Source organism: Micromonospora sp. CMU55-4 (genome assembly GCF_011602315.1).
Taxonomy (GTDB): domain Bacteria; phylum Actinomycetota; class Actinomycetes; order Mycobacteriales; family Micromonosporaceae; genus Micromonospora; species Micromonospora chalcea.
Map to the genome: position 1 here is coordinate 331,831 of NZ_JAAOLH010000003.1, position 24,691 is coordinate 356,521.

Here is a 24,691-nt window from a genome sequence, read left to right on the forward strand (position 1 = left end):
CAGCCGTGCACCACACTGTGGACGGTCCTGCGGAGCGGGGGAATGCATCGATGCGGTTCAGTGTCCTCGGCCCGCTGGCCCTTCACGTGGACGATCACCCGATCACGCTCACCGGCACCAAGCCCCGCCTTCTGCTCGCCGTGCTGCTGCTGAGCCCGGGGCGCACGGTCGCCACCTCCCGGCTGGTCGACGGCCTGTGGCCGGACGCGCCGCCCGCGTCGGCGGTACGCAACCTGCGGACGTACGTACACCGGCTGCGGCAGGCGCTGGACCGCGGCGGCGACTCGGCCGACCGGCTGGTCCACGACGGCACCGGCTACCACCTGCGGGTCGACGAGGACGAGCTGGACCTGCTGCGGTTCCGGCGTCTCACCGACGACGCCCGCCGGGCCGCGCGGGGGGACCGGCCGGAGGTCGCCGCCGAGCTGTTCGACCAGGCGGTCGAGCTGTGGGGCGGGCCCCCGCTGGAGGACCTGGCGGATCCGGGCACCGACCTGGGCGCGACCGTCACGGCGCTGCGGGAGCAGCACCGGGAGATCACGACCGAGCTGTTCGACCTGCGCCTGCGACTGCGGCAACCGGCCCGGGTCATCCCGTCGCTGCGCCGGATGGTGGCCGAGGAGCCGCTCGACGAACGCCGGCAGGCGCAGCTGGTGACCGCGCTGACGCTGGAGGGGCGTGTGGCCGAGGCGCTGGCCGTGTACCAGCAGGCCCGGCGCGGCATCGTCGACGAGCTCGGCGTCGACCCCGGTCCCACCCTCCAGGGCGCCCTCCAGGCCGCGCTGGACGGGGACTCCGCCGAGGTCCGACCACCGTCCGGCTGGCCGGCGGCCCTCGGCGCCCGGCCCGCGGCGCCGCCCGGCCCGCCGCCGAGCCCGCAGGCCCTGCCGATGAAGCCGCCGTCCCTGGTCGGCCGGGACACCACGGCCAGCCAGCTCCGCACCATCGCCGAGGGGATCGCCGACCCGGCCGGCGCCGACGAGCACGCCGGGGTCGTGCTCGTGTCCGGCGCGCCGGGCGTCGGCAAGTCGTCGTTCTCGGTGTCCAGCGGGTACGACCTGGCCGACCTCTTTCCCGACGGTCAGCTCTTCGTCAGCTTCGACAGCAGCGACGAGACACCCCGCGGCAGCGGCGAACTGATCAGGGAGCTGCTCGTCGAGCTGGGTGTACCGCTGGCCGACGTGTCCGAGGACATCCGGGAGCGTTCCGCCGCGCTGCGGTGCGCGCTCGCCGGCCGACGGCTGCTGCTCATCATCGACGACGTCCACTGCGCGCAGCAGGTGCGCCCGCTGCTGCCCGGCGCGGGCCGTAGCCTGGTGCTGATCAACAGCCGGCAGCGCCTGCTGGACCTGGACGTCGGCTGGCGGTTGACGCTCGGCGCGCTCGACCGCGCCGACGCGGTGGAACTGCTGGCCACGATCGCCGGTGAGCGCCGGGTACGTGAGCAACCGGAGGTGTTCGGCCGGATCGCCGCGGCCTGCGACCTGTTGCCACTGGCGCTGCGGATCGTCGGCAGCCGGCTCGTCACCCAGCCCGACGTCGCCCTGCCCGGCTTCGCCGCGCACCTGGAGGACGAGGAGAACCGGCTGTCCGAGCTGGCCGTCGGGGACATCTCGGTGCGCGGCAGCCTCTCGGTCAGCTACCAGGCGCTGGACGTCGACGCCCGCCGGGCGCTGCGCGCGCTGGCCCGCGCCGGCTCGTTCATCACCCCGGCCAGCGCGGTGGAGATCCTGCGCCTGCCCCGGCAGCAGGCCAACCGGATGGTGGAGCACCTGGTCCAGCACAATCTGCTGCTGCCCGTCGACTCGGACGATCCGGGCCAGCACTTCCACCTGCCGGAGTTGCTGCGGCTCTTCGCCCGCGAGTGTGTGGACGCGCACGGCCGCCCGTTGCCGGCCACCTGACCCGCCGGCAGCCGGATCGGGGTGTGCGGGTCAGCCGACGCGCACACCCCGATCCGGGTCTCCTCACTTGAGGAAGCGGTCCAGCGCGGCCTCGATGGTGCCGCTGTCCGGCGTCGCGTACGACTTCATCGTCACCTTGTTGTAGGAGATGAAGCTCGGGCAGCGGGCGGCCGGAGCGTTCACCGTGCCGCCGTCACCGACCTTCTCGGCGGTCTTGGCGGCGTGGAACGTCAGCGTGTACCGCGAGGAGATGTAGTCGACGGTGACGACCTTGTCCTCGCTGTTCTTGTACTGGCACTTCTTCGGCGTGCCCTCGCTGCCCTCGACCATCTTCAGGCAGCCGATGACGGACACGGTGGCGAAGTCCGCCGACTTGGCGTAGTACGGCTTGGCCGAGCTGATCGTCTTCTGCGACCAGAACGTCGGCCGGTCCGGGGAGTTGGAGAAGACGTACGCCTTCGAGCCCGCCGGCGCGGTGTACGGGGCGGCGTTGAGGATCGGTCCCCCGTCGCAGACCGCCGACATCTCGCTGGCGTACCGCGCGGTGATCGCGTCGTTGTTGGTGGGACCGTCCGGCCCGGGCGACTCCGGCCCGTCAGCGCTGGGGGTCGCGGACGGACTGCCGTCCGGCCCGGGGGTGGCGCTGCCGGAGGCGACCGGCTTCGGGTCCTCCTCGTCGCCGTTGAAGGCGACGTAGGCGAGCCCGCCGCCGCAGCAGAGCAGCGTCAGCGTCACCGCACCGGCGGCGAGGCCGACGATCAGCCCCTTGCTCTTGCCGCCGCCGCCCTGGGGCGTGCCGGGCGCGTAGGGCGCGGCCGGCGGCGGGAAGCCGGCCTGCCCCGGGTACGACACCGCGGGCTGCGGCGCCCCGTACGGCGCGCCGGAGGCCGGCTGCGATCCGTAGGGCGCGCCGGAAGCGGGCTGGGCGCCGTACGGTGCGCCGGAGGCCGGCTGGGCGCCGTAGGGCGCGCCCGACGCCGGCTGCGAGCCGTAGGGGGCACCTGACGCCGGCGGCGAGCCGTAGGGCGCGCCGGAGGCCGGCTGCGCGCCGTACGGGGCGTTCGGGTCGGGCTGGTTGCCCCACGCTCCGGCGTTCGGGTCCGGATAGCCTCCGTAGGGAGGGTGATTGTCACTCATCTGAGGTTCTTCCACCTGTCGTCCGTGGTTCCGGCGATCAACCACTTCGCAGCGTAATGACGGCCGCAAATCCGGGATCGCCGACGTTCGATCGGTCGCTCACCAGCCGTGCCGGGGTGGCTCCGGTGCGTGCCTCCGCGAATCCGGCCCCGGTCCAGCCACCAGGAGCGACAGTGCCGGGGAGCGTTGCGCCGCAACGAATCGACCCATCGACGGGCTCCCGGCACCCGACTCCGGGGACGCCGAAAAGTGTGACGCACACAACACCTGAGACCGCGTCGGCAACCCTCCCCCAGGCAGTGCCGGACCACATCCCGGGACACGCTTTAGTGAGCACTGTCTATATTGACGTGCGCCACAGGCGTGGACAGAATCCCAGCACCACCACCAGGACCCCTCCGGGAGGGCCCCATGAACCGTCCCCGCCTGCCGCTGATGCGGACCGCCACCAGACTCGCCGCGGTCGCCGCCGCCACCGCCGGCGTGCTGCTCGCGGCCACCGCGCCCGCCGTCGCCGCCGCGCCCACCGGGCGGTACGTGGCGCTCGGCGACTCCTACACCTCCGCCCCGCTCGTGCCCACCCAGGTCGACCTGAACTGCCTGCGCTCCAACCGCAACTACCCGTCCCTGGTCGCGGCGTCCGCCGGTTCGTCGTCGTTCACCGACGTGAGCTGCTCCGGGGCCACCACCGAGGACATCCTGTACGGCGGCGACGGCGCGCTGGGCATCGCGCTGCCACCGCAGGTCAACGCGGTCACCGCCAGCACGGCGCTGGTCACGGTCCAGATCGGCGGCAACGACATCGGCTTCTCCGGCATCATCGGCGACTGCGCCGAGGCGAGCGTGAGCAGCCCGCTCGGGTCGCCCTGCAAGGACCGGTTCACCGCGGGCGGCACCGACCAGTTGCGGGCCCGGATCGCCGCCGCCGCGCCGAAGGTGACGGCCGTGCTGCGGGCGGTCCGCCAGGCCGCGCCGAACGCGCGCGTGGTGGTGCTCGGCTATCCGGCGATCCTGCCCGACAGCGGGTACGGCTGCTGGCCGGTGGTGCCGATCGCCTACCAGGACGTGCCGTACCTGCGCGGCGTCCAGAAGGCGCTCAACACGATGCTCGCCGACACCGCGGCGGCGGGCGGGGCCAGCTACGCCGACGTCTACACCCCGTCGATCGGCCGGGACGCGTGCAAGAGCAGCGGCACCCGCTGGGTGGAGGGGCTGGTGCCGCAGAACTCGGCCGCGCCGTTCCACCCGAACGCCCGCGGTGAGCAGGGCATGGCCACCGCCCTGCTGGCGCACCTGAGCTGACCCGGACGCCGTGAGCCGGCCCCGCCGAGGCGGAACCGGCTCACGGCCCGCGGGCTCACACCCGGGTGATACGGACCGCGTCGGCGACCACGTACCCGGTCCCGGCGCTCCAGCGGCTCACCCCGACCTTGTCCCCGGCGCCGGCGGCGAGCGTGAACACGCCGAGCGAGACCCAGCGTCCGCCGCCGGTGCGCTGGTCGACCGCCACCGACCGGTTGCCGGTCGTGGTGGCGACCAGGTACGGGGTGCGGTCGTTGTAGCCGGGGTCGGCCGGGTACCACACCGACACCTCGTAGGCGCCGGTCGCGGGCAGGCTCGCCCGGAACCAGGCCACATCGCTGGCCGCCACCGGCGTGGCGAAGCGGTAGTCGGCACCGTAGCGCTGCCCGGAGTACGCGGAGGCGCCCCAGGCCGCGCCCGCGCTGAACCCGCCCGACGTGGCGTTGTCGACCGTGACGCTCCACGTCGCGGGCGGGGTGCCGGCCCGTACGTCCAGGTAGTTGCGGTCGATCTTCATGGTCACGCCGCCCCACGTCTCGGTGACGTCCCCGGCGTACTGGTGCAGGCGCTGCTGGTCGGCGTAGCGGTCGTCGGCGCAGTACGTGCCCCCGTCGGTGTCCGCGACGCCGTTCCACCAGGCGATCCAGATCTGGTCCAGGCGCAGGTACCGGGTGTCGTCGTAGGCGTTGCAGACGTCGGTGATGCCGGAGGATCCGCTGGAGTACATGCCGGCGAGGTAGCCGCGCGTGTGCAGCCGCTCGACCCAGCCGGAGAGGAAGGAGAGCACGGCGGCCCGGCAGCTCGCGTTCGACGGGTACTGCTCGATGTCGTTGTAGAGCGTGCTGCCCGCGCCGATGCCGAGCGCCGTCGCGGCGGCGGCCGCGCTGTCCGCCGCGGTCCGGCCCTGCCCGCGGGCGGTGGCCGGGTCGGCGGACATCTTCGGCGTACGGGTGCCGCACGGCGCCTGGTAGCCCAGCTCGATCGGGATCAGCCGCCAGCCCTTGCGGGTCTGGTCGGCGACCCAGGTCGCGGTCAGGTTGGGCTGGGCGCACGTGCGGCTGGCGCCGCTGATGTAGACGCCGACCGCGCGGTACGGCGAGGCGGTCAGCCAGGCGTCCATCGCGGCCTGCGACGGCGCGGTGCACGTGTCGAAGCCCTTGCCGGTGAAGGTGCCGGGCTGCGGGCCGACCGCGGCGACAGTGGCGGCGGCCGCGGCCGGGGCGGCCGCGGTGGCCGGGGCCGCGGCCGCGGCCACAACGAGAAGTGTCAGGGCCGTGACGAACGCTCTCATCGGCGCCCCTCCTGTGAAGGATTCCTCGCTCGACGGCGAGACTTGGGCAGGATTTCTACCACGCATCGACGAACGACGACAGATGGCGGTGGCGAAAGTTTTCACAATGGAAACGATCATTGAAGGGTATCGACAGAGCGCCCGACGCCGGGATAGCGTGCCCACACTCACGAGCGTCGATCGATACTGCGCCGTCACCCGAGGAGCGCCATGCCCACGTCACGATCCCCCCGTCTGCGACGCCGAGGTCTGCTCGGCGTACCCGCCCTGGCGGCCGCCGCCCTCGTGGTGGCCGTCCGTCCCGGTACGGCGCACGCCGCGCCGAAGGCCGAGTGCCTCGCCGACCTGCTCCGGGAGCAGTGATGGCCACCATTCCCTGGCTCGTTGACGTGCTGCGGGCCGCCGGCGTGCAGGTGGTGGTCGAGGGCGACTGGCTCAACCGGATGCGCTCCGGCTCGTTCGACCCGATCGGCGTGCTCTGGCACCACACCGCCGCCACGTCCAGCGCCACCAACCCGCACCCGGCGCTGAACATCTGCATCAACGGCCGCTCCGACCTGCCCGGCCCGCTCTGCCAGGCGCTCGTGGACTACCACGGCGTGTTCCACGTGATCTCGGCCGGCCGGTGCAACCACGCCGGCACCAGCGGCGGCAGCGGCCCGATCCCGGCCGGCGACGGCAACACCCTGATGATCGGCTGGGAGATCGACTACAACGGCGTCGACCAGCGGATGACCACCGCCCAGTACAACGCGAGCATCGCGGCCACCGCCGCCGTGCTCAAGCGGCTCGGCCGGGACTCCAGCTACGCCCGGGGGCACCGGGAGACCAGCACCACCGGCAAGATCGACCCGTCCTTCATCGACCTGAACACGATGCGCGCCGACGTGGCCGCCAAGATGGCCGGCGGCGGCACCGGCTGGACGTCGACGGTGGACAACGCCACCGCGGGCCGGTTCACCGCCAGCGCCAACTGGGGCACCTCGACCTACTCCGGGCAGCGCTACGGCGCCGACTACCGGTACGCGGACCCGGTCGCCGCGAGCGACGCCGCCTGGTACAAGTTCAACGTCCCCCGTACCGGCAACTACCGGGTCGACGCGTGGTGGCCGGCGAATGCGGGCTACAACGCGGCCACGCCGTACATCGTCGCCACCACCACCGGCAACCGGACGGTCACCGTCGACCAGCGGGCGACCGGCGGGCAGTGGCGCTCACTCGGCACGTTCACGCTGCCGGCCGGGGACGCCAACCGGGTGGCGGTCAGCCGGTGGAGCTCCGCCGCCGGCCTGGTCATCGCCGACGCGGTCCGGCTGACCGAGGTCTGAATCCGCGGACGCGGCCGGGTGGACATCCCACCCGGCCGCATCCGTCCCGGCAGTCAGCGCAGCGAGCGGAAGGCCGCCCGCATCTCCTGCGCGAACAACTCCGGCTGCTCCCAGGCGGCGAAGTGCCCACCCCGGTCCAGCTGGTTGTAGTGGATCAGGTTCGGGTACGCCCGCTCCGCCCAGCTGCGCGGCGCGAGCAGGATCTCGTCCGGGAACTGGCTCACCGCGGCCGGCACCCGGACGCCCTTCGCGGCGAAGAACGACAGCGCGTTCTGCGCGTACAGCCGGGCCGAGGACACGCCGGTGTTGGTCAGCCAGTAGAGCGTGACGTTGTCCAGGATGTCGTCGCGGCTCAGGCCGCCGGGCCGGCCGGCGAAGGCGGCGCAGATCAGATCCAGGCTGGCTGCGTCGTGGTCGAGCATGAACGTCGCCAGCCCGGCCGGCGAGTCGGCGAGCGCCGTCAGCGTCTCCGGGCGGGTCGTCATGATCAGCGCGTACGCGGAGTGCTTCCAGAAGAAGTCGATCCGCTCGCAGGCGGCCCGCTCCTCGTCCGAGAGCCCGGCCGGCAGCTCCGCGAGGGGGTTGTTCACGCCGGTGATGCCGCGTTGCAGCAGCGCGTCGATGTCCGGCGGCACCACGCACGGCATGTTCGTGTGGATGCCGGCCAGCTCCGGCGGCGCCTGCACGCCGAGCATGTCGGTGATCAGCGCGCCCCAGTCGCCGCCCTGGGCCACGAACCGGGTGTAACCCAGCCGCCGCATCAGCTCGGTCCAGGCGCGGGCGATGTGCTGCGGGTCCCAGCCGGGCCCGTCCGGCTTGCCGGAGAAGCCGTAGCCGGGCATCGACGGGATCACCAGGTGGAACGCGTCCGAGGCGCGGCCGCCGTGCGCGGTCGGGTCGGTGAGCGGGCCGATGATCTTCAGCTGCTCGATCACCGATCCCGGCCACCCGTGAGTGACGATCAGCGGCAGCGCGTCGTCGTGCCGGGACCGGACGTGGATGAAGTGGATGTCCAGGCCGTCGATCTCGGTGACGAAGTTCGGCAGGTCGTTGAGCCGCGCCTCGACCTTGCGCCAGTCGTACTCGGTCGCCCAGTACCGGGCCAGCGCCTGGCTGGTCTCCAGCGGCACACCCTGGGACTGGTCGTCCACCGTCTGGCGCTCTGGCCACCGGGTGGCCGCGAGCCGGGTCCGCAGGTCCTGCAGGTCCGCCTCCGGCACGTCGACGCGGAACTCGCGGATGTCGGCGCCGGTACGCGTCGGCGTCAGGGTCTTGACGGCCACGGGTTGTCCTCCTCGGGTCGGGTCAGGGACCGAACGTGAAGACGTACGCGCGGAGACCGGGCCGCTCGGCGCGCAGGGTGAGCCGGTGCTCCCCCGGCGGCGCGCCGTCGACCAGCCGGATCATGGCCGCCCGGTCGACGACGACCCGGCTGTCCGGGTCCACGTCGGCGCCGCGCGCGTCAGCGGCCGGTTTCCCGTCCAGCAGCACGCGAACCCCGGCCGGTCCCGCCGGTCCGGGGTCGGCCACCAGGTTCACCTCCCCGGCGGTGAACGGCAGGACCAGTTCGGCGTGGCCGCCCGCGACCTCGACGTACTCGCCCTCGACCCGCCAGTCGCCGGTGAGCGCGTACGTGCCGGGCACGCCCCGCTCGGCGCCGAGATAGGTCTCCGGGGTGATCCCCGCGTACGTGGGCTGCCGGCTCGTCACGAACGCTGTCACCTCCGGGGTGACCGGCGGCAGCGCGGTCCCGGGCGCGGCGGACTCGACCAGCCGCCGGATCTCCGTCTCGGTGCGGTCGTAGCCGCCCTCGCCGACCCAGCGGTCGGCCAGCCGCCCGTCGGCGTCGAAGAGGTACCGCGCGGGCCAGGCGTCGTTGCGCAGCGCGCGCCAGAACGTGTAGTCGTCGTCGATCGCGATCGGGTAGGTGAGACCGTGGTCGCGGACCGCCCGGTCGATGTTCTCCGCGAGCCGGCCGAAGGCGAACTCCGGCGCGTGCGCGCCGATCACCGTGAGCCCCAGATCCCGGTAGTCGCGGTGCCACGCCCGCACGTACGGGGCGGTGCGGATCCAGTTCACGCAGGTGTACTCCCAGACGTCGACCAGAACCACGCGCCCGCGCAGCTCCTCCGGCGTCAGCGGCGCGGAGTTCACCCACCGGCGGACGTCGATCGGCGGCAGCCGGGTCGCCACGGCAAGGTCGTCACGCGAAGCACCGGTCATGCGGGACCCCTTCCTCGGCGGACCGTCGGCGGTTACCCGGACGGCACGGTTTCGAACGGCCGCCCGAGGCAGGTGCGCGGGCGTTTGCCCGCCGCCCGGCGGGGTAGGACGCTGCGCCACCCGAGGGCGGGCCGTGCCAGGCGGCGTGGGCGGCCGGGACGTCGCGGAGGGTCGATGACGGCTGGACCAGGGCGGGCGCAGGCCCCGCCGGGCGAGGTGGTGGAGCTGCGGGTGCACGGGGTCTCCGCGGGCGGGGCCGCCGAGGTGCTGGGCCGGCCGCTGGTCCGGCAGGTCGCGGGCGACCGCAGCGCCGGCTTCTACCGTCCCCGTCCGGACCTGGCCGACGGGCGCGGCGCGAGCGGAGTGACGCTGGAGGCGTACCAGTGGAACGACCTGCCGTCCGGCACCGCGCTGCGTACCCTCTCGCTGCTGTTCCTGATGCCCTTCATGCTGCTCAACGTGGCCGTGTGGATGCGGCCGGGGGACGCCGTCGGCGGCGCGGTGGTGCGGGCGCTGTGCCGGGTGCTGGGGTTGAGCCTGACCGCGTTGTACGTGCTCGCCGGGGCCGGGGTCGCGCTGGACCTGGTGGCCTGGCAGTGCCTGTCCGTCCCGGCGTGCGTCGCCGACCGGGAGTGGCTGTCCTGGATGGGCGGGCGGCCGGTCGGGCTGCGGCTGGTGGTGCTGGCGCTGGTCCCGGCGGCCGCGGTGAGCCTGGTCTGGTGGGGCTCCCGGCGGCCGGGACGCTCGTTCACCGCGTTCCGGGCGCCGGAGCGGGCGACGGCCGGGCCTCCGCTGAGCACGATCGGCCAGTGGGACACCGAGCCGCTGATGGGCCGGCTGCGTTCGATCCACATCGCGGCGGCCTTCGCCACCCTCGACGGCTGTCTCCTCGCCGCCCGGGCCGCGCAGGGCGTCCCGCCCACGGTGGCGGTGCTGCTGGCGGTCACCGGCGCGGTGCTGCTCGCCTGCCTGGTCCTGGTCTGCGTGCCGCCGCTCGTCGACCGGGCGCCCACCGACCCGCGACGTGACCGGGTCGCCCGGGTGCTGCGCGGCACCGCGATCGGGCTCACCGTCGTGGTGGCCGGGTATCTGCTGTTCGCCCCGGCCCGCTGGCGTGCCGGCGGCGGGCTGCCCGGCTACGGCTCGATCCTGACCTGGCTGCTGGTCACGCACGCGGTACTGCTCGGCGGCCTGGCCGCGGTGCTGATCTGGCACCGCCTACGAGTCCGCGGCCACCAGCCGCCGAACGGGCTCGGGGCGCTCGTGGTAGCCGCGGCGGCGGGCGGGCTCGCGGTGGCGTACTCCGCCGAGCTGGTCCAGCGCACCGCCGACCTGCTGGACCGGGGCGTGTCCCCGGCGGACGACATACCGGGCCCGGCGCACGCGTACACCTGGGCGATCTACGGCTTCTTCCGCGCGCTGCTGGTCACCCTGGTGGTCGCGGCAGTGGTGGCGCTGGTGTCCCGGCGCGGCCGGATGCGGGCCGCCGGGGCGATCGTCGAGCGGGACTTCCCGTCGCCGCCGGCCGAGGCGGCGCCCCGGCTGCGGCAGGTCCGGACGATGATCGTGCGGGCCCGGTTCACCGACCTGCTGGTGCCGCTGGCGGTGCTGTTCGCCGTCATGGCCGGACTGGGCGCGGCGACCACCGCGATGGCGCTGGTCCGTCCCGATCCGGGCGAGACGCTGGAGCACCGCACGCACGTCCCGGCGGAGCTGGTCATGTTCGGCATCGAGGTGGGCGGGGTGGCGATCTCGGCGGCGGTGCTGGCCCTCATCCTCGCCGGGATCTTCGCCTACCGCAGTCCCGGGTTCCGGCACCACGTCGGCGTGCTCTTCGACCTGGCCACGTTCTGGCCCCGGGCGGCACACCCGTTCGCACCGCCCTGCTACGCCGAGCGGGCCGTGCCGGAGCTGGCCCGGCGCATCACGTACCTGGTGCACAGCGGCAACGGGGTGCTGCTGTCCGGCTACAGCCACGGCTCGGTGCTCGTCGCCGCGACCGTCCTGCAGCTACCGGCGGAGGTCAGCGCGCGGGTCGCCCTGCTCACCTACAGCTCGCCGCTGCGCCGGCTCTACGCCCGCCTGTTCCCCGCCTACGTCGGCGGCGAGATGCTGCGCGGGATCGGCGGCCGGATCGGCTGGCGCTGGCGCAACCTGTGGCGGGACACCGACGCGCTGGGCGGATGGATCTTCTCCCCGCACCGCCCGGACGAGCCGGCCCGCGTCACCGGCCCGGAGGCAACTGTGGACCGTCGCCTCCGGGATCCGGAGAGCCTGGTCGCCCCGCCCTGGGACAGCGTCCCCCCGCCGATCAAGGGTCACCTCCCGTCGGAGGACGACCCGGCGTACGCCGAGACGGTGCGGGACCTGGCCGGGCGGCTGCGCGCCGCCGAGCCGTGACGCGGGCATGGCTTCACGCGGGCGGGTGCTCCGCCTCGAACCGCTCCCGGGTGAGGAACGCCAGCCTCGCCCGCTTGTCCGGCATGTCGATGTCGGGGCCGAACGTGAAGCCCTCGATGCGCAGGCGGCGCAGCATGGCGTCGTTGCGCACGTCCGGCTCGGCCACCACGCGACGCGCGGCCGGGTCACGCAGCAGGAACCGCATCAGGGCCGGGAAGACCGCGCCGGTCACGCCGCGCGGGTACCGCCGGGGCGGGTCGAGCAGCAGGTGCATCCCCACGTCGCCGGGCTGCACCGGGTAACGCTCGCCGACCGGGTCCGCCTCCGGCTGGTACGTCTGGAACAGCCCGATCGGCTCGCCGTCGAGCCGGATCAGGTACGCGTGGTGGGTCTCCAGCCCGTCGACGAACGCGTAGATGTCGCGTACCTGGTCGACGGTGTGCGAGCCCATGCCCCAGAACCGGTTGCGGGGCCGGATCACCCAGCCGTGCAGCAGGCCGGCGTCCCGCTCGGGGCGGAGCGGCTCCAGCGCCAGCGCGCCGAGGCCGGAAATCGACTCCAGGTGGATCACGTCGTCTCGTCTCCCGTCAGTGGGCCGGCGGGCACCGGGATCAGCGTCCCGGCGGCCCAGTGGGTCAGCTGGTCGGCGAAGTGCGGATCGCCGGGGCGCCCGGACACGCCGAACGGGACGATCCAGCGGCTGGCCGCCCGGTCGGTCAGGTCCCACACGTAGCGGGCCACCGGGCCGCGCCAGCAGGCGTCGGAGACGCCCGGCACGCTGGAGGTGGCCAGCACGCAGTCGGTGTCACCGGCCAGCGCCACCCGCTCCCGCATCGCGGTCACCGCGTCGGTGACCGCCGGGGCGACGCCCAGGTGCACCGGGTGCAGCAGGTGCCGGCTGCCCCACTCACCGGGCGGCGGGCCGGCGGCCACCTCGGCCAACGCCTCGGCCGCCGGTTCCGCGAGGTCGAACCCGGCCGCGAGGTGATCCAGCGCCAGGCCGATCCGCGCCGCCGGGTCGGTCCAGGGGGCGAACAACTCGTCGAACCCGCACGGCTCGTCGAGCGCACGCAACCCCGGGTGTACGCGCAGCCGCCGGGCCAGCGCCGCCCGCCAGGCCGCGTACGCGCCCGCCTCGGCCGACCCGCCCGCCATCGCCCGGTCCCATCGGCGCAGCCGCCGCAGCAGCGCGCGGGCGGGTTCGTCGAGCCGGCCCGGGTCGAGCCGGTCGAGCAGCCGGTACAGCGGGCCGGCCGGGAGCCGGTCGTCGGTGTGCACTGTGGACGCCTCGGCGCCCTCGGCGAGCAGCGCGCGGATCCGGCGCGCCCGGTGCGGCGGGGCGAAATCGACACCGTGCGCTGCGACGTCGTCGCGGCGGTCGTTGGCGCACACCGCCACGCCGTCGACCCGCTCGTCCACCGGCGGCACGTAGTCGCCCCGCCACCGGTAGGCCGGCTCCCAGGCCGGCACCGGCTCCCGGCGGCACCGTTCGTCGCGTACCGGGACCAGGCCGGCGACCAGACGGCGGACGCCGCCCTCGGTGTCGGCGGTGAGCACGCTGTTGACCGGCTCGACCCAGTGGCGCAGCGCGTCGGCGACGTCGGCGGCGCGCCGGGCGCGCAGCAGCGGCAGCAGCGCCTCGAAGCCGAGCCGGGCCTCCACCCGGCTCGGGGCGCGCAGCGCGATGGCCTCGCCGGTGACCCGGTCGTGGTCGATCACCGGCCCGCGCGGCGTCTCGATCACCTCGACCGTCTCCGGGTCGCCGCCGCGGACCTCGATCTCCTCGACGTGACGCGCGACCGGGGTCCAGCCGTCGGCGTCGCGCGCCAGCACCCGGTCGCCGTCGCGGCGCAGCCGCTCGCGGTAGAGGTCCTGGTAGTCGGCCATCGCGTTGGTGACGGCCCAGGCCACGTGCCCGGTGTGGCCGAAGTGCGGCAGGCCCGGCACGCCGGGGAAGGCGAGACCGACCACGTCGAACTCCGGGCAGGCCAGGCGGACCTGCTGGTAGACGCCGGGGAGTTCGAGCAGCCGGTGCGGATCACCGGCGATCAGCGGGCCACGCCCGGTGGCCGGGTCGGCGGGCAGGGCCCAGGCGTTGCTGCCGGACGAGGCCGGTCCCTCGACCGCGAACAGTCCGGCCGCCTCGGGGCCGAGCGTGCGGGCCACGTGCGCGTGCCAGAGCTTGTTCGGGAAGGTGGAGAACAGCACGTGCTGGACGAGGAACACGCCGAGCGGCGACCAGGGGCGCCAGGGTTCAGGCGCGGCGCCGGTGGCGGTGAACTCGGGCGCGGCGGCGGCGCCCTCGGCGAGTCCGGCGTTGACCCCGTCCACGTACGCCTCGACCCACCGCCGGGTGTCCGGGTCCAGCCGTTCGTAGCAGCGCCGGGCGGTGTCGTCCAGCCGTACGCGGCGGGCGAACCGGTCCCACGCCAGCTCGGACGGTCCGACGTGGGCGGCGAGGCGGCCCTCGGCACGCCATCGTTCGACGCTGATCTGCCACGCCCGGTCGGTCGCGGCGACACGCCCCTGCAGACGGGCCAGCGCGTCGGCGTCACCGGCCCACAGTTGCGGCACGCCCCACTGATCGCGATCGACGTGCGTCACCGTCTCGGCCCGCCTCGGCGCGCCGGGCGGCGGTTCCGTTCCACAGTCAACTTAGGATAACCTCCCCTAACCGAGGGCGACCTTACCGCGACACGCGGCAGGCGCCAACCGGCGGTAGTTCCAGGACAAAGCGCACCGAGTCGCGCTTGCTAGTTAGGCGAGCCTAACCTAACCTGATCGCCGCGGCTGTGGCCGCACGTCCTGTCCGTACGACCGCTGGGAAGTCGCATGAGTTCGATCGGGAGCCCGACCGGCGCCGCGCCCACCGACACCGGCCGCGCCGCCGCCACGGCCCGCGACCACCTGTTCAACGCCGGCTCGCTCGGGCGGTACCGGGACGTGCTGGCGCGCGGCGTCGACCGGGTCGCCCGGCGGGTCGGCGAGGTGGACACGCCGTTCACCGGCGTCACGCCCGACCAGCTGGCGCCGCTCATCGGCGGCATCGACCTCGACCGGCCGCTCGGCGACACCGACGCCGCCCTGGACGAGCTGCACGACGTGTGGCTACGCGACGCGGTGTGGTTCCACCACCCGCGCTACCTCGCCCACCTCAACTGCCCGGTGGTCATCCCGGCGCTGCTCGGCGAGGCGGTGCTCAGCGCGGTGAACTCCTCACTGGACACCTGGGACCAGAGCACCGGGGCCACCCTGATGGAGCGGCGCCTGATCGAGTGGACGGCCGGGCGGATCGGGCTGGGTCCGACCGCCGACGGGGTGTTCACCAGCGGCGGCACCCAGTCGAACCTCCAGGCCATGCTGCTGGCCCGGGAGGAGGCGTACCGCCGGGCGGTGGGTGGCGCGGCCACCCGGCCGGACCGGCCGCAGGTGCTGTCCCGGCTGCGCGTCATCACCTCCGCGGCCGGGCACTTCAGCGTGCAGAAGGCCGCCAAGCTGCTCGGCCTCGCCGCCGACGCGGTGCTCACCGTACCCACCGACGCGGCCCGCCGGATGCGCGCCGACGAGCTGGCCCGCACTATCGACAACTGCCACCGCGACGGTCAGGTGGTGATGGCAGTGGTCGCCACCGCCGGCACGACCGACTTCGGCAGCATCGACCCGCTGCCCGAGATCGCCGACATCTGCGCCGATGCGGGCGTCTGGATGCACGTCGACGCCGCGTACGGCTGCGGGTTGCTCGTCTCCCCCACCCGCCGCCACCTGCTCGACGGCATCGAGCGGGCCACCTCGGTGACAGTCGACTACCACAAGTCGTTCTTCCAGCCGGTCAGCTCCAGCGCGCTGCTGGTGCGCGACGGCCGGGCGCTGCGTCACGCCACCTGGCACGCCGACTACCTCAACCCGGCCCGCGCGGTCGAGCAGGGCATCCCGAACCAGGTCGACAAGAGCATCCAGACGACGCGGCGGTTCGACGCCTGCAAGCTGTGGCTGACCCTGCGGATCATGGGGCCGGACGCGGTCGGCGAGCTGTTCGACCAGGTCGTCGACCTCGCGGCGCAGGCGTGGCAGCGGCTCGACGCCGACCCGCGCTTCGAGGTGGCCGCACCGTCGCAGCTGAGCACAGTGGTCTTCCGCTACCGGCCGTCCGGCCTCGCACCCGACCTGGCCGACGAGGCCAACCTGCACGCCCGCGACGCGCTGGCCGCCTCCGGCGCCGCCCTGGTCGCCGGCACCAAGGTCGACGGCGCGCACCACCTGAAGCTCACGCTGCTCAACCCCGAGACCACAGTGGACGACATCGCCCACGTGCTGGACCTCATCGCCGACCACGCCGCCTGGTACGCCCGGACCGCTGCCGCCGAGCTGTCCTGCCCGGTCGGCTGACCCCCCGTCGAGGAGAACGAGAACCCATGTCGACCCACGACTTCATCGCCGTCGGGCTGGGCCCCTACAACCTCGGCCTGGCCTGCCTCACCGCACCGATCGACGACCTCGACGGGCTGTTCCTGGAGGCCCGCGACAGCTTCGACTGGCATCCCGGCATGCTGCTCGAATCGACCCGGCTCCAGACGCCGTTCATCGCCGACCTGGTCACGCTCGCGGACCCCACCTCGCCGTACTCGTTCCTGAGCTACCTGAAGGAGACCGGGCGGCTCTACCCGTTCTACATCCGGGAGAGCTTCTTCCCGCTGCGCGCCGAGTACAACGACTACTGCCGCTGGGCCGCCGCCAAGCTGCCGAACCTGCGCTTCCGGCACGCCGTCACCGCCGTCGAGTACGACGCGACCGACGACCGGTACGTGGTGCGCGCCGACACGCCGGACGGGCCGGTCACCCACCGGGCCCGGCACCTCGTGCTCGGCACCGGCACCCCGCCGTACCTGCCGCCGGCCTGCGCCGGGCTGGGCGGTGACATGATCCACAACTCGCGCTACCTGGAACACCGGGAGGCGCTGCGGGCCAAGGACAGCATCACCATCGTCGGCAGCGGCCAGAGCGCCGCCGAGATCTACCACGACCTGCTCGGCGACATCGACACGTACGGCTACCAGCTCACCTGGGTGACCCGCTCGCCCCGGTTCTTCCCGCTGGAGTACACCAAGCTCACGCTGGAGATGACCTCGCCGGACTACGTGGACTACTTCCACGCGCTGCCCGAGCCGACCCGCTACGCGCTGGAGGCCGCGCAGAAGCCGCTGTTCAAGGGCATCAACGCCGACCTGATCAACGACATCTACGACCTGCTGTACGCCAAGAGCCTGCACGGGCCGGCGCCGACCCGGCTGCTCACCAACACCGAACTGGTCGAGGCGGCGTACGCCGACGGCCGCTACCGCCTCGGGCTGCGCCACACCGAGCAGGACCGCGCGTTCACGCTGGACACCGCAGGACTGGTGCTGGCCACCGGCTACCACTACCGGGTGCCGGAGTTCCTCGCGCCGGTACGCGACCGGCTGCGCTTCGACGCGCACGGCCGCTTCGACGTGGCCCGCAACTACAGCGTCGACCACACCGGCCGCCGGGTGTTCCTGCAGAACGGGGGCACGCACACGCACAGCATCACCTCGCCGGACCTGGGCATGGGCCCGTACCGCAACTCGTGGCTGATCCGGGAGATGACCGGCCGCGAGCACTACCCGGTGGAGAAGAGCATCGCCTTCCAGGAGTTCGGAGCGCCGGCGTGAGCGCGTTCACCCGCGTCGACGACGCGCTGGGCGAGTTCGCGCTGCGCCCGCTGGACCCGGACGCCGACGCCGCGCTGCTGCACCGCTGGGTCACCCATCCCAAGTCCGCGTTCTGGCTGATGCAGGACGCCGACGTGGCCGCGGTCGCCGCCGAGTACCGGCGCATCGCCGACCACCCGCACCACGACGCGTACCTCGGGTCGTGGCGCGGCACCCCGGCGTTCCTGGCCGAACGGTACGACCCGGCGCACGTCGAGCTGGTCGGCCTGTACGACCCGGAGCCCGGCGACGTGGGCATGCACTTCCTCTGCGCGCCCGCCGACACGCCGGTGCACGGCTTCACCCGCGCCGTCATCACCACGGTGATGGCCTGGCTGTTCGCCGACCCGGCGACCCGCCGCGTGGTGGTGGAACCGGACGTGCGCAACACGGCGGTGCACGCGCTCAACGCGGCCGTCGGCTTCACCGTCGTCGGCCCGATCCGCAAGCCCGAGAAGGAGGCGCTGCTCAGCGTCTGCACCCGGGACCAGTTCCGGGCCGCCACCGGCGCGCCCGCAGGCGAGGAAGGGGCACCGGCGTGAACGCCAGCGCAGCAGTGGACCACCTGACCCCCGAGGCGTGGGCGACCGCCAACCGGCTGCTGGTGCGCAAGGCGCTCGCCGAGTTCGCCCACGAGCGCCTGATCACCCCCGAGCCCACCGGCCCCGGGCAGTGGCTGGTCCGCAGCGACGACGCCGCCGTCGAGTACCGGTTCGCCGCGCGGCGGCTGACGCTGGACCACTGGGAGGTCGACGCGGACAGCATCGTGCGCCGCCGCGACGGCGCGGACCTGCCGCCGGACGCCGTGGATCTGTGCGTGGAGCTGCGCGGCGCGCTCGGCCTCACCGACGCGATCCTGCCGGTCTACCTGGAGGAGATCACCTCCACGCTGGCCGGAACCGCGTACAAGCTGGCCAAGCCCGCGGTGAGCGCCGCCGAGCTGGCCGCCGCCGGGTTCCAGGCGATCGAGACCGGCATGACCGAGGGCCATCCCTGCTTCGTGGCCAACAACGGCCGCCTCGGCTTCGGCGTGCACGAGTACCGCGCGTACGCCCCGGAGGCCGCCGCGCCGGTACGGCTGCTCTGGCTCGCCGCGCACCGCGACCACACCACGTTCACCTGCGCCGACGACCTGGACTACGACACGCTGATGCGGGCCGAGCTGGGCGAGGCGACGCTGGCCGGGTTCACCGGCACGCTCACCGGGCTGGGCCTGGACCCGGCCGACTACCTGTTCGTCCCCGTGCACCCGTGGCAGTGGTGGAACAAGCTCGCCGTCACGTTCGCCGGTGAGGTGGCCGCGCGCCGGCTGGTCTGCCTCGGCGAGGGGCCGGACGAATACCTGGCGCAGCAGTCCATCCGCACCTTCTTCAACGTCAGCGACCCGGCGAAGCACTACGTGAAGACCGCGCTGTCGGTGCTGAACATGGGCTTCATGCGCGGGCTGTCCGCCGCGTACATGGAGGCGACGCCGGCGATCAACGACTGGCTGGCCGGGCTGATCGAGGGCGACCCGGTGCTCAAGCGCACCGGCCTGTCGATCATCCGGGAGCGCGCCGCGATCGGTTACCGGCACCGGCAGTACGAGGCGGCCACCGATCGCTATTCGCCGTACCGGAAGATGCTGGCGGCGCTGTGGCGGGAGAGCCCGGTGCCCGGGCTGGAACCCGGGCGGCGGCTGGCCACCATGGCCTCGCTGCTGCACCTGGACCGCGACGGCCGGTCGCTGGCCGCGGCGCTGATCGACGAGTCCGGGCTGGCGCCGGCCGACTGGCTGCGCCGCTACCTGGACGCCTACCTGGTGCCGCTGCTGCACAGCCTGTACGCCCACGACCTGGCGTTCATGCCGCACGGCGAGAACGTCATCCTGGTGCTGCGCGACGGCGTCGTCGAGCGGGTCGTGTTCAAGGACATCGCCGAGGAGATCGTGGTGATGGACCCGGACGCGGACCTGCCGGAGCGGGTCCGGCGGATCCGGGCCGCCGTACCCGAGGACGAGAAGATCCTGTCCATCTTCACCGACGTCTTCGACTGCTTCCTGCGGCACCTCAGCGCCACCCTGCACACCCGGGGCGTGCTCGACCAGGCCGAGTTCTGGCGCACCGTCGCCGCGTGCGCCGCCGACTACGCCGCCACGGTGCCGCACCTGGCCGACCGGATGCGCCGGCACGACCTGTTCGCGCCGGAGTTCACGCTGTCCTGCCTCAACCGGCTCCAGCTGCGCAACAACCAGCAGATGGTGGACCTGTCCGACCCGTCGGCCGCGTTGCAGTTCGCCGGCACGCTGGTCAACCCGCTCGCCCCGTACGCGCCGCGCGGATGACGAAGCGGGCCGGCGCGTCGTGCGCCGGCCCGCTCCCGCGAGACGATCAGTTCTCCGCGCGACCGGCCCGCCAGTAGCCCATGAACGCCACCGCGCGCCGGTCCATGCCCCGCTCGGTGACCAGGTGCCGCCGCAGGCCGCGGATCACCGCCGCCTCCCCGGCCAGCCAGGCGTAGAGCGCCGCGCCGTCGGGCCGCTCCGGCACCTCCCAGAGGATGTCCCGGTCCACGTCCACCTCGGCCAGCGGTGCGGCGCCCGCCGCGACAGGTACCGGCACCAGCCGGCCGGCCAGGCTCGTCACGGCCGGGGTGAGCCGGCTGCCGTGCGGGGCGCCGTCGCGGGGCAGCCAGGTCACCGTGACGCCGGCCGGGGGCCGGCAGGGCAGCTCGTCGCCGGTCTCCGGCACCTCCACCAGCGCGTGCCCACGCGCGTCGGCGGGCAGCCGCTCCAGGATCGCGCAGATCGCCGGCGCTGCGGTCTCGTCGCCGGCCAGCAGCAGCGTCGCCCCGGCGGGCGGCTGGAACTCGACACCGCCGTGCGGGCCGTCCCAGCCGGCGTCCGGGCCGACCACGGCGATCCGGTCGCCGAGGCGGGCCCGCCGGGCCCAGCGGGTGGCCGGGCCGCCGTCGCCGTGCAGCGCCATGTCCACGTCCACCTCGTACGCCTCCGGCCGGACCGCGCGGACCGTGTAGGTGCGGATCGGGCTGCGCAGCGCGTCCGGCAGCTCACGCCACCGCGGGAACCAGTCCGGCCCGTCGGGCAGCTCCCCCGACGCGCCGTCGACCGGCGGCAGGGCCAGCTTGATCCGCTGGTCGTACCCGTTGTCGGCGAACCGGTCCAGGTCCGGGCCGGTGAGCGTCACGCGCAGGAACGACGGGCCGAGCCGGCGTAGCGCGCGGACCTCGACGGTGAAGACTCGCCAGGGCGCGACGGCCAGGGTGCTGGTCATGCGTCATTCCTCTCACGTGCGGGGGGTGGTTCGTCGGCGAACGGGTCAACGGGCGGCCGCGGCGGCGCGGGAACGCCACAGCAGCCAGACGAAGTACGGGGTGCCGATCATGGCGGTGACCAGACCGGCGGGGACCTGGGCGGGGGCGATGACGCTGCGGCCGAGCGTGTCGGCGAGGCTGACCAGGGTGGCGCCGAGCAGCACCGCGACCGGCAGGACGCGGGTGTGCCGCCCGCCGACGAGCGCCCGGGCCGCGTGCGGCGCGACCAGGCCGACGAAGCCGATCACGCCGACCGCCGACACGGCGGTGGCGGTGAGCAGCGCCGCCAGGCCGAGCGCGACCAGCCGGGCGCGTTCCAGCCGGACGCCGAGCACCCGGGGCGTGTCGTCGTCGAGCGCGAGCAGGTCCAGCTCGCGGCGCACGGCGGCCACCACCGGCAGCGCGACCAGCAGCGCGATCGCCACCGGCAGCACCTGCGGGGCGGTGCGCCCGTAGGTGGAGCCGGACAGCCAGGTCAGCGCCTTGCCGGTGTTCCACGGGTCGGAGGACACCACGATGAACGTGATGATCGCCGTGCCGCCCTGCCAGACCGCGAACCCGATCAGCACCAGCCGGTCGGAGTTGAGTCCCCGCCGCCGGGCCAGGCCGTAGACCAGCGCGAACGCGACGACCGCGCCGAGACCGGCGGCGCCGGACAGGGCGAGCACGCCGGCCATCGGCGCGAACGTCAGCAGCGACACCGCGCCGATGCCGGCGCCGCCGGTGATGCCGAGGATGCCCGGCTCGGCCAGCGGGTTGCGGCAGACCGCCTGCACTGTGGTGCCGGCCAGGGCCAGCGCGGCGCCGGCCAGCAGCGCCGCGGCGACGCGCGGCCAGCGGGCGTCCAGCACGAAGGTGTACGCCGGTCCGGTGCGGCCCTGCACCCAGTTGACGATGTCGCCCAGCAGCACCCAGGTGTCACCGGCGAGCATGCCGAGCACCAGCGCGGCGGTGACGACGACCGCGCAGACCGCGACGACGGCGGCGACGAAGCCGCGGGAGCGCACGGCGGCGTGGCCGCCCGGCGCCTGCCGGGTCGGTCCGGCGTCGCGGTGGCGGCGGGCCAGCCAGACCAGCAGCACCGCGCCGAAGAGCGTGGTCACCACGCCGGTCGGCACGTCGACACCGGCCTGGCCGCCGAGCACGGCGCGCAGCAGCACGTCGGAGCCGAGCACGATGACCACGCCGACGATGCCGGACAGCGGCATCAGGACGCGGTGCCGGTGCACCTCGGGCACCCACTTGCCGAGCAGCCGGACGATCACCGGCGCGCCGAGACCGACGAAGCCGATCGGGCCGGCCAGGGTGACCGCCGCGGCGGAGAGCAGCACGGCGAGCAGCACGACCGTCAGCCGGGTACGACGCACGTTGAGCCCGAGCACGGTGGCGGTGTCGTCGCCGAGGGCGAGCAGGTCCAGCCGGTGCCCGAGTGCCACGAGCACCAGTGCGGCGACAGCGATCACGGGGGCGAGCTGGGTGAACGCGACCAGGTCGCCCTGCACGAGCGAGCCGTTGCCCCAGGCGAACAGGCCGATGGTGGCCTGCTCGAACAGCAGCATGAGCAGCATGGTCAGCGAGGACAGCGCCATCGCGGTGGCCGAGCCGGCGAGGATGAGCCGGGTGGTGGCGGCCTGGCCGCCGGCCGAGAGCAGCATGACCAGGGAGGCGGCGGCGAGTCCGCCGCAGAACGCCAGCCCGCCCGCGGGCAGCGCGGGCAGCGCGATCCCGAACGCGGCGGTGGAGACGATCGCCAGGTGCGCGCCCGCGTTGACGGCGAGCGTGTCCGGCGAGGCGAGCGGGTTGCGGGTGGTCGACTGCAACGCCGCGCCGGCGAAGCCGAGCGCGACGCCGACGGCCAGGCCGGTGAGCAGCCGGGGCAGGCGGGAGGCGACGAGCACCCGGGCGGTCTCGTCGTCGCCGCCGGTGAGCAGCCGGAGCAGGTCCAGCGCCCCGACCGAGGAGGTGCCCTGGGTGAGGTGCACCGCGGTGATCGCGACGAGCAGCGCGGCGGCGAGGGCGAACGCGCCGGCGACCCGGCTGCGCCGGGCGGGCGGCGGCCCGGCCGGGGCCGGCCGGGTGGCCGGCCCCGGTGGGGCGGGGGCGGTCATCGCGCTCAAGCCGTGTAGACCTTGACCAGCTCGTCGATGTACTGCTTGGCGGAGAGCGTGCCGCCGAAGGTCCAGATGCCGTTGGGCATCTTGTGCAGCTTGTTCTGCTGGACGAACGGCAGGGAACGCCAGATCGCGTTGCCGGCGAGGCCGTCGGCGAACACGTCGGTGCCGTCCGAGGCGTTGTAGAAGAAGTGCAGGTCCTGGCTCTTGAGGACGGTCATGCCCTCGACGTCGGTCTGGCCCAGGCCCCACATCTCGTCGGTCTTGCCGGTCCAGGCGTTCTTGAGGCCGAGCTGGATGCCGAGCTGGGAGACGAGCGCGCCCTCGCCGAACATCCGGATCGAGACGGTGCTGCCTTCCTTCCAGCCGTCGGCGATGGCGAACTGCTTGCCGGCCGCACCGGCGTCGGCGATCTTCTTCTTGCCGTCGGCGAGCGCGGCGTCGAAGTCGGCGAGCAGCTTGTCCGCCTGCGCGGTGCGCCCGGTCGCGGTGGCGATCATCTTCAGGTCCGAGCGCATCCGGCCGATGTTGTCGGAGGCGTCGCTGCCCTTGGTGACCAGCACCGGGACGTACTTCTCCAGCTGGGTGACGACGGCGGAGCCGCGCTCGGCCTCCATCACCACGAGGTCTGGCTGGAGGGCGACGATGGAGTCGACGCTCGGCTCACCCCGGGTGCCGACGTCCTTGACGCTCGGGTCGAGCGGGGCGGCGGTCACCCAGGTGGCGTACCCCCTGGGGTCGGCCACGCCGACCGGCATCACGCCGAGGCCGACGAGCATCTCGACCTCGCCCCACTCCAGGCCGACGACCTTGGTGGCGGGGCTCTTGAGCGTGATGGTCTTGCCCCGGCTGTCGGTGACGGTGACCGGGCCGGTGGGCGCGGCGTCGGAGGAAGACGGTGCGGCGGCGGGCTCCTCGGTGGTGCCGCAGCCGGCGATCAGCAGCGCGCTCGCCGCGGCGGCGGCGAGCAGGGTCAGGCGGGTACGCAGCATCGGTTTCTCTTCTGTGTGCAGGGATCGGTCAGGCGGGGATACGGGTCGTGTGCCGGCCGACGGGACGTGTGGAGAGCAGGTTGGTGACCGGGTCGACGATCACCTCGACGCGGATGCCGTACGCCTCGGTGAGTGCCGCCTCGGTGAACACCTCGTGCGGCGTGCCGGTGCCGCGGACCCGGCCCTCGTGCAGGAGCACGACCTGGTCGGCGACGGCGGCGGCCTGGTTGAGGTCGTGCAGCACCACGCCGACGGCGACGCCGGCGGTGTCGGCGAGGTCGCGCATCAGGTCGAGGATCTCCACCTGGTAGCGCAGGTCCAGGAACGTGGTGGGCTCGTCCAGCAGCAGGATCGCGGTGTCCTGGGCCAGGCAGGTGGCCAGCCAGACGCGTTGCAGCTCGCCGCCGGACAGCTCGTCGACCGGCCGGCCGGCCATGCCGTCGACACCTGTCACGGTCATGGCCCGGTCGATCGCGGCGGGCCCGTCGGGGTCGCCGGCGCGCCACCGCTGCCGGTAGGGGTGCCGGCCGTAGCCGACCACGTCCCGCACCGTGACCCCGCTCGGGGTGGGGCGGCTCTGCGCCAGCAGCGTGACCCGGCGGGCGAAGTCCCGGGGGGACAGCGCCCGGGCCGGGGTGCCGTCGGCGAGCACGACCTCGCCGTGTTCCAGCGGGTGCAGGCGGGCCAGCCCGCGCAGCAGCGTCGACTTGCCGCTGCCGTTCGGGCCGACCAGCGCGGTCACCGCTGCGGGGCGCAGCGTGATGGCGGCGTCGTGCACCACCGTCTTGCCGTGGTAGCCCAGCCGCAGCTCACTGCCCGTCAGGCCGTCGGCCCGCACTGCTTCGCTCGTCACGCAGGTTAGGCTAACCTAAGACTCGATCATCCTGTCAAGCCGGTCCTTCGGCCCGATCTCCCCCTCCCCCACCCCGGCCCCAACCCGGTCGATCATGAGGTTGACGGCGTTG

The 24,691-nt window shown here is 73.9% G+C and carries 19 protein-coding genes; 9 read left to right on the forward strand and 10 right to left on the reverse strand.

Features of this window, described 5'->3' with window-relative positions; all coding sequences use genetic code 11:
• Nucleotides 1-50: 50 nt before the first annotated feature.
• On the forward strand, nucleotides 51-1,904 hold the full coding sequence (locus HA073_RS07680; protein WP_166456007.1) for an AfsR/SARP family transcriptional regulator: 1,854 nt from the start codon (nucleotides 51-53) through the stop codon (nucleotides 1,902-1,904).
• Nucleotides 1,905-1,967: 63 nt separating this feature from the next.
• Here HA073_RS07680 and HA073_RS07685 read toward each other — a convergent pair whose 3' ends face one another.
• Nucleotides 1,968-3,041: a hypothetical protein gene (locus tag HA073_RS07685; protein ID WP_043323358.1), complete on the reverse strand. Its 1,074-nt coding sequence runs from the start codon at nucleotides 3,039-3,041 to the stop codon at nucleotides 1,968-1,970.
• A gap of 411 nt (nucleotides 3,042-3,452) precedes the next feature.
• Between HA073_RS07685 and HA073_RS07690 the strand changes: the two genes are divergently transcribed.
• The gene (locus HA073_RS07690) at nucleotides 3,453-4,343 is read left to right on the forward strand and encodes an SGNH/GDSL hydrolase family protein (protein WP_043323357.1); all 891 of its coding nucleotides are present in this window, start codon (nucleotides 3,453-3,455) and stop codon (nucleotides 4,341-4,343) included.
• A gap of 55 nt (nucleotides 4,344-4,398) precedes the next feature.
• On the opposite strand, the gene HA073_RS07695 is transcribed toward HA073_RS07690, so the two are convergent.
• Nucleotides 4,399-5,634, reverse strand: a complete 1,236-nt coding sequence (locus HA073_RS07695) for a glycoside hydrolase domain-containing protein (protein WP_166456008.1) — start codon at nucleotides 5,632-5,634, stop codon at nucleotides 4,399-4,401.
• A 210-nt stretch (nucleotides 5,635-5,844) separates the two neighbouring features.
• Between HA073_RS07695 and HA073_RS07700 the strand changes: the two genes are divergently transcribed.
• Nucleotides 5,845-5,997, forward strand: a complete 153-nt coding sequence (locus HA073_RS07700; protein ID WP_166456009.1) for a hypothetical protein — start codon at nucleotides 5,845-5,847, stop codon at nucleotides 5,995-5,997.
• Nucleotides 5,997-6,962, forward strand: coding sequence for an N-acetylmuramoyl-L-alanine amidase (locus HA073_RS07705; protein ID WP_030499177.1), 966 nt, complete (start codon nucleotides 5,997-5,999; stop codon nucleotides 6,960-6,962). The genes HA073_RS07700 and HA073_RS07705 overlap by 1 nt, the downstream gene beginning before the upstream one ends.
• A 53-nt stretch (nucleotides 6,963-7,015) precedes the next feature.
• Here HA073_RS07705 and HA073_RS07710 read toward each other — a convergent pair whose 3' ends face one another.
• Together HA073_RS07710 and HA073_RS07715 are read right to left on the reverse strand one after the other, a co-directional pair.
• Nucleotides 7,016-8,245: an epoxide hydrolase family protein gene (locus HA073_RS07710; protein WP_051610913.1), complete on the reverse strand. Its 1,230-nt coding sequence runs from the start codon at nucleotides 8,243-8,245 to the stop codon at nucleotides 7,016-7,018.
• 22 nt (nucleotides 8,246-8,267) lie between these two features.
• Nucleotides 8,268-9,185, reverse strand: coding sequence for a redoxin (locus tag HA073_RS07715; protein ID WP_113972942.1), 918 nt, complete (start codon nucleotides 9,183-9,185; stop codon nucleotides 8,268-8,270).
• Between the two features lie 174 nt (nucleotides 9,186-9,359).
• On the opposite strand from HA073_RS07715, the gene HA073_RS07720 reads away from it, so the two are divergent.
• On the forward strand, nucleotides 9,360-11,585 hold the full coding sequence (locus HA073_RS07720; RefSeq protein WP_043323352.1) for a hypothetical protein: 2,226 nt from the start codon (nucleotides 9,360-9,362) through the stop codon (nucleotides 11,583-11,585).
• A 13-nt stretch (nucleotides 11,586-11,598) separates the two neighbouring features.
• On the opposite strand, the gene HA073_RS07725 is transcribed toward HA073_RS07720, so the two are convergent.
• Nucleotides 11,599-12,156 (reverse strand): GNAT family N-acetyltransferase, encoded by a 558-nt coding sequence (locus HA073_RS07725; protein ID WP_064445634.1) that lies wholly within the window; start codon nucleotides 12,154-12,156, stop codon nucleotides 11,599-11,601.
• Nucleotides 12,153-14,189: a penicillin acylase family protein gene (locus HA073_RS07730; protein WP_166456010.1), complete on the reverse strand. Its 2,037-nt coding sequence runs from the start codon at nucleotides 14,187-14,189 to the stop codon at nucleotides 12,153-12,155. The genes HA073_RS07725 and HA073_RS07730 overlap by 4 nt, the downstream gene beginning before the upstream one ends.
• Nucleotides 14,190-14,417: 228 nt before the next feature.
• Between HA073_RS07730 and HA073_RS07735 the strand changes: the two genes are divergently transcribed.
• From HA073_RS07735 to HA073_RS07750, 4 genes are read left to right on the forward strand one after another with little or no spacing between them, the layout of a single operon-like run.
• Entirely contained in the window at nucleotides 14,418-15,971 is a 1,554-nt protein-coding gene (locus HA073_RS07735; RefSeq protein WP_069088450.1) for an aspartate aminotransferase family protein, read from the forward strand.
• Between the two features lie 26 nt (nucleotides 15,972-15,997).
• Complete coding sequence (locus HA073_RS07740; RefSeq protein ID WP_113972946.1) at nucleotides 15,998-17,272, forward strand: lysine N(6)-hydroxylase/L-ornithine N(5)-oxygenase family protein; 1,275 nt, start codon at nucleotides 15,998-16,000, stop codon at nucleotides 17,270-17,272.
• On the forward strand, nucleotides 17,269-17,853 hold the full coding sequence (locus tag HA073_RS07745) for a GNAT family N-acetyltransferase (RefSeq protein WP_064445630.1): 585 nt from the start codon (nucleotides 17,269-17,271) through the stop codon (nucleotides 17,851-17,853). Before HA073_RS07740 ends, HA073_RS07745 begins: the two co-directional genes overlap by 4 nt.
• Nucleotides 17,850-19,634, forward strand: coding sequence for an IucA/IucC family siderophore biosynthesis protein (locus HA073_RS07750; protein ID WP_166456011.1), 1,785 nt, complete (start codon nucleotides 17,850-17,852; stop codon nucleotides 19,632-19,634). The genes HA073_RS07745 and HA073_RS07750 overlap by 4 nt, the downstream gene beginning before the upstream one ends.
• Nucleotides 19,635-19,680: 46 nt before the next feature.
• Here HA073_RS07750 and HA073_RS07755 read toward each other — a convergent pair whose 3' ends face one another.
• The 4 genes from HA073_RS07755 to HA073_RS07770 are packed head-to-tail and all read right to left on the reverse strand — an operon-like array spanning nucleotide 19,681 to nucleotide 24,564.
• The gene (locus HA073_RS07755; protein WP_043323340.1) at nucleotides 19,681-20,583 is read right to left on the reverse strand and encodes a siderophore-interacting protein; all 903 of its coding nucleotides are present in this window, start codon (nucleotides 20,581-20,583) and stop codon (nucleotides 19,681-19,683) included.
• Nucleotides 20,584-20,628: 45 nt separating this feature from the next.
• Nucleotides 20,629-22,731 carry an iron ABC transporter permease gene (locus HA073_RS07760; RefSeq protein WP_069088447.1) on the reverse strand — a complete coding sequence of 701 codons (2,103 nt, stop codon included), beginning with the start codon at nucleotides 22,729-22,731 and terminating at the stop codon, nucleotides 20,629-20,631.
• 5 nt (nucleotides 22,732-22,736) lie between these two features.
• On the reverse strand, nucleotides 22,737-23,726 hold the full coding sequence (locus HA073_RS07765; protein ID WP_166456012.1) for an iron-siderophore ABC transporter substrate-binding protein: 990 nt from the start codon (nucleotides 23,724-23,726) through the stop codon (nucleotides 22,737-22,739).
• A 28-nt stretch (nucleotides 23,727-23,754) separates the two neighbouring features.
• Nucleotides 23,755-24,564, reverse strand: coding sequence for an ABC transporter ATP-binding protein (locus tag HA073_RS07770; protein WP_166456110.1), 810 nt, complete (start codon nucleotides 24,562-24,564; stop codon nucleotides 23,755-23,757).
• Nucleotides 24,565-24,691: the final 127 nt, after the last annotated feature.

What these genes read in the sequence shown, in the direction of transcription:
- HA073_RS07680 (WP_166456007.1), top strand. Translation starts at nt 51, where the DNA reads ATGCGGTTCAGTGTCCTCGGCCCGCTGGCCCTTCACGTGGACGATCAC.
- HA073_RS07685 (WP_043323358.1), bottom strand. Translation starts at nt 3,041, where the DNA reads ATGAGTGACAATCACCCTCCCTACGGAGGCTATCCGGACCCGAACGCC.
- HA073_RS07690 (WP_043323357.1), top strand. Translation starts at nt 3,453, where the DNA reads ATGAACCGTCCCCGCCTGCCGCTGATGCGGACCGCCACCAGACTCGCC.
- HA073_RS07695 (WP_166456008.1), bottom strand. Translation starts at nt 5,634, where the DNA reads ATGAGAGCGTTCGTCACGGCCCTGACACTTCTCGTTGTGGCCGCGGCC.
- HA073_RS07700 (WP_166456009.1), top strand. Translation starts at nt 5,845, where the DNA reads ATGCCCACGTCACGATCCCCCCGTCTGCGACGCCGAGGTCTGCTCGGC.
- HA073_RS07705 (WP_030499177.1), top strand. Translation starts at nt 5,997, where the DNA reads ATGGCCACCATTCCCTGGCTCGTTGACGTGCTGCGGGCCGCCGGCGTG.
- HA073_RS07715 (WP_113972942.1), bottom strand. Translation starts at nt 9,185, where the DNA reads ATGACCGGTGCTTCGCGTGACGACCTTGCCGTGGCGACCCGGCTGCCG.
- HA073_RS07720 (WP_043323352.1), top strand. Translation starts at nt 9,360, where the DNA reads ATGACGGCTGGACCAGGGCGGGCGCAGGCCCCGCCGGGCGAGGTGGTG.
- HA073_RS07735 (WP_069088450.1), top strand. Translation starts at nt 14,418, where the DNA reads ATGAGTTCGATCGGGAGCCCGACCGGCGCCGCGCCCACCGACACCGGC.
- HA073_RS07740 (WP_113972946.1), top strand. Translation starts at nt 15,998, where the DNA reads ATGTCGACCCACGACTTCATCGCCGTCGGGCTGGGCCCCTACAACCTC.
- HA073_RS07755 (WP_043323340.1), bottom strand. Translation starts at nt 20,583, where the DNA reads ATGACCAGCACCCTGGCCGTCGCGCCCTGGCGAGTCTTCACCGTCGAG.
- HA073_RS07760 (WP_069088447.1), bottom strand. Translation starts at nt 22,731, where the DNA reads ATGACCGCCCCCGCCCCACCGGGGCCGGCCACCCGGCCGGCCCCGGCC.
- HA073_RS07765 (WP_166456012.1), bottom strand. Translation starts at nt 23,726, where the DNA reads ATGCTGCGTACCCGCCTGACCCTGCTCGCCGCCGCCGCGGCGAGCGCG.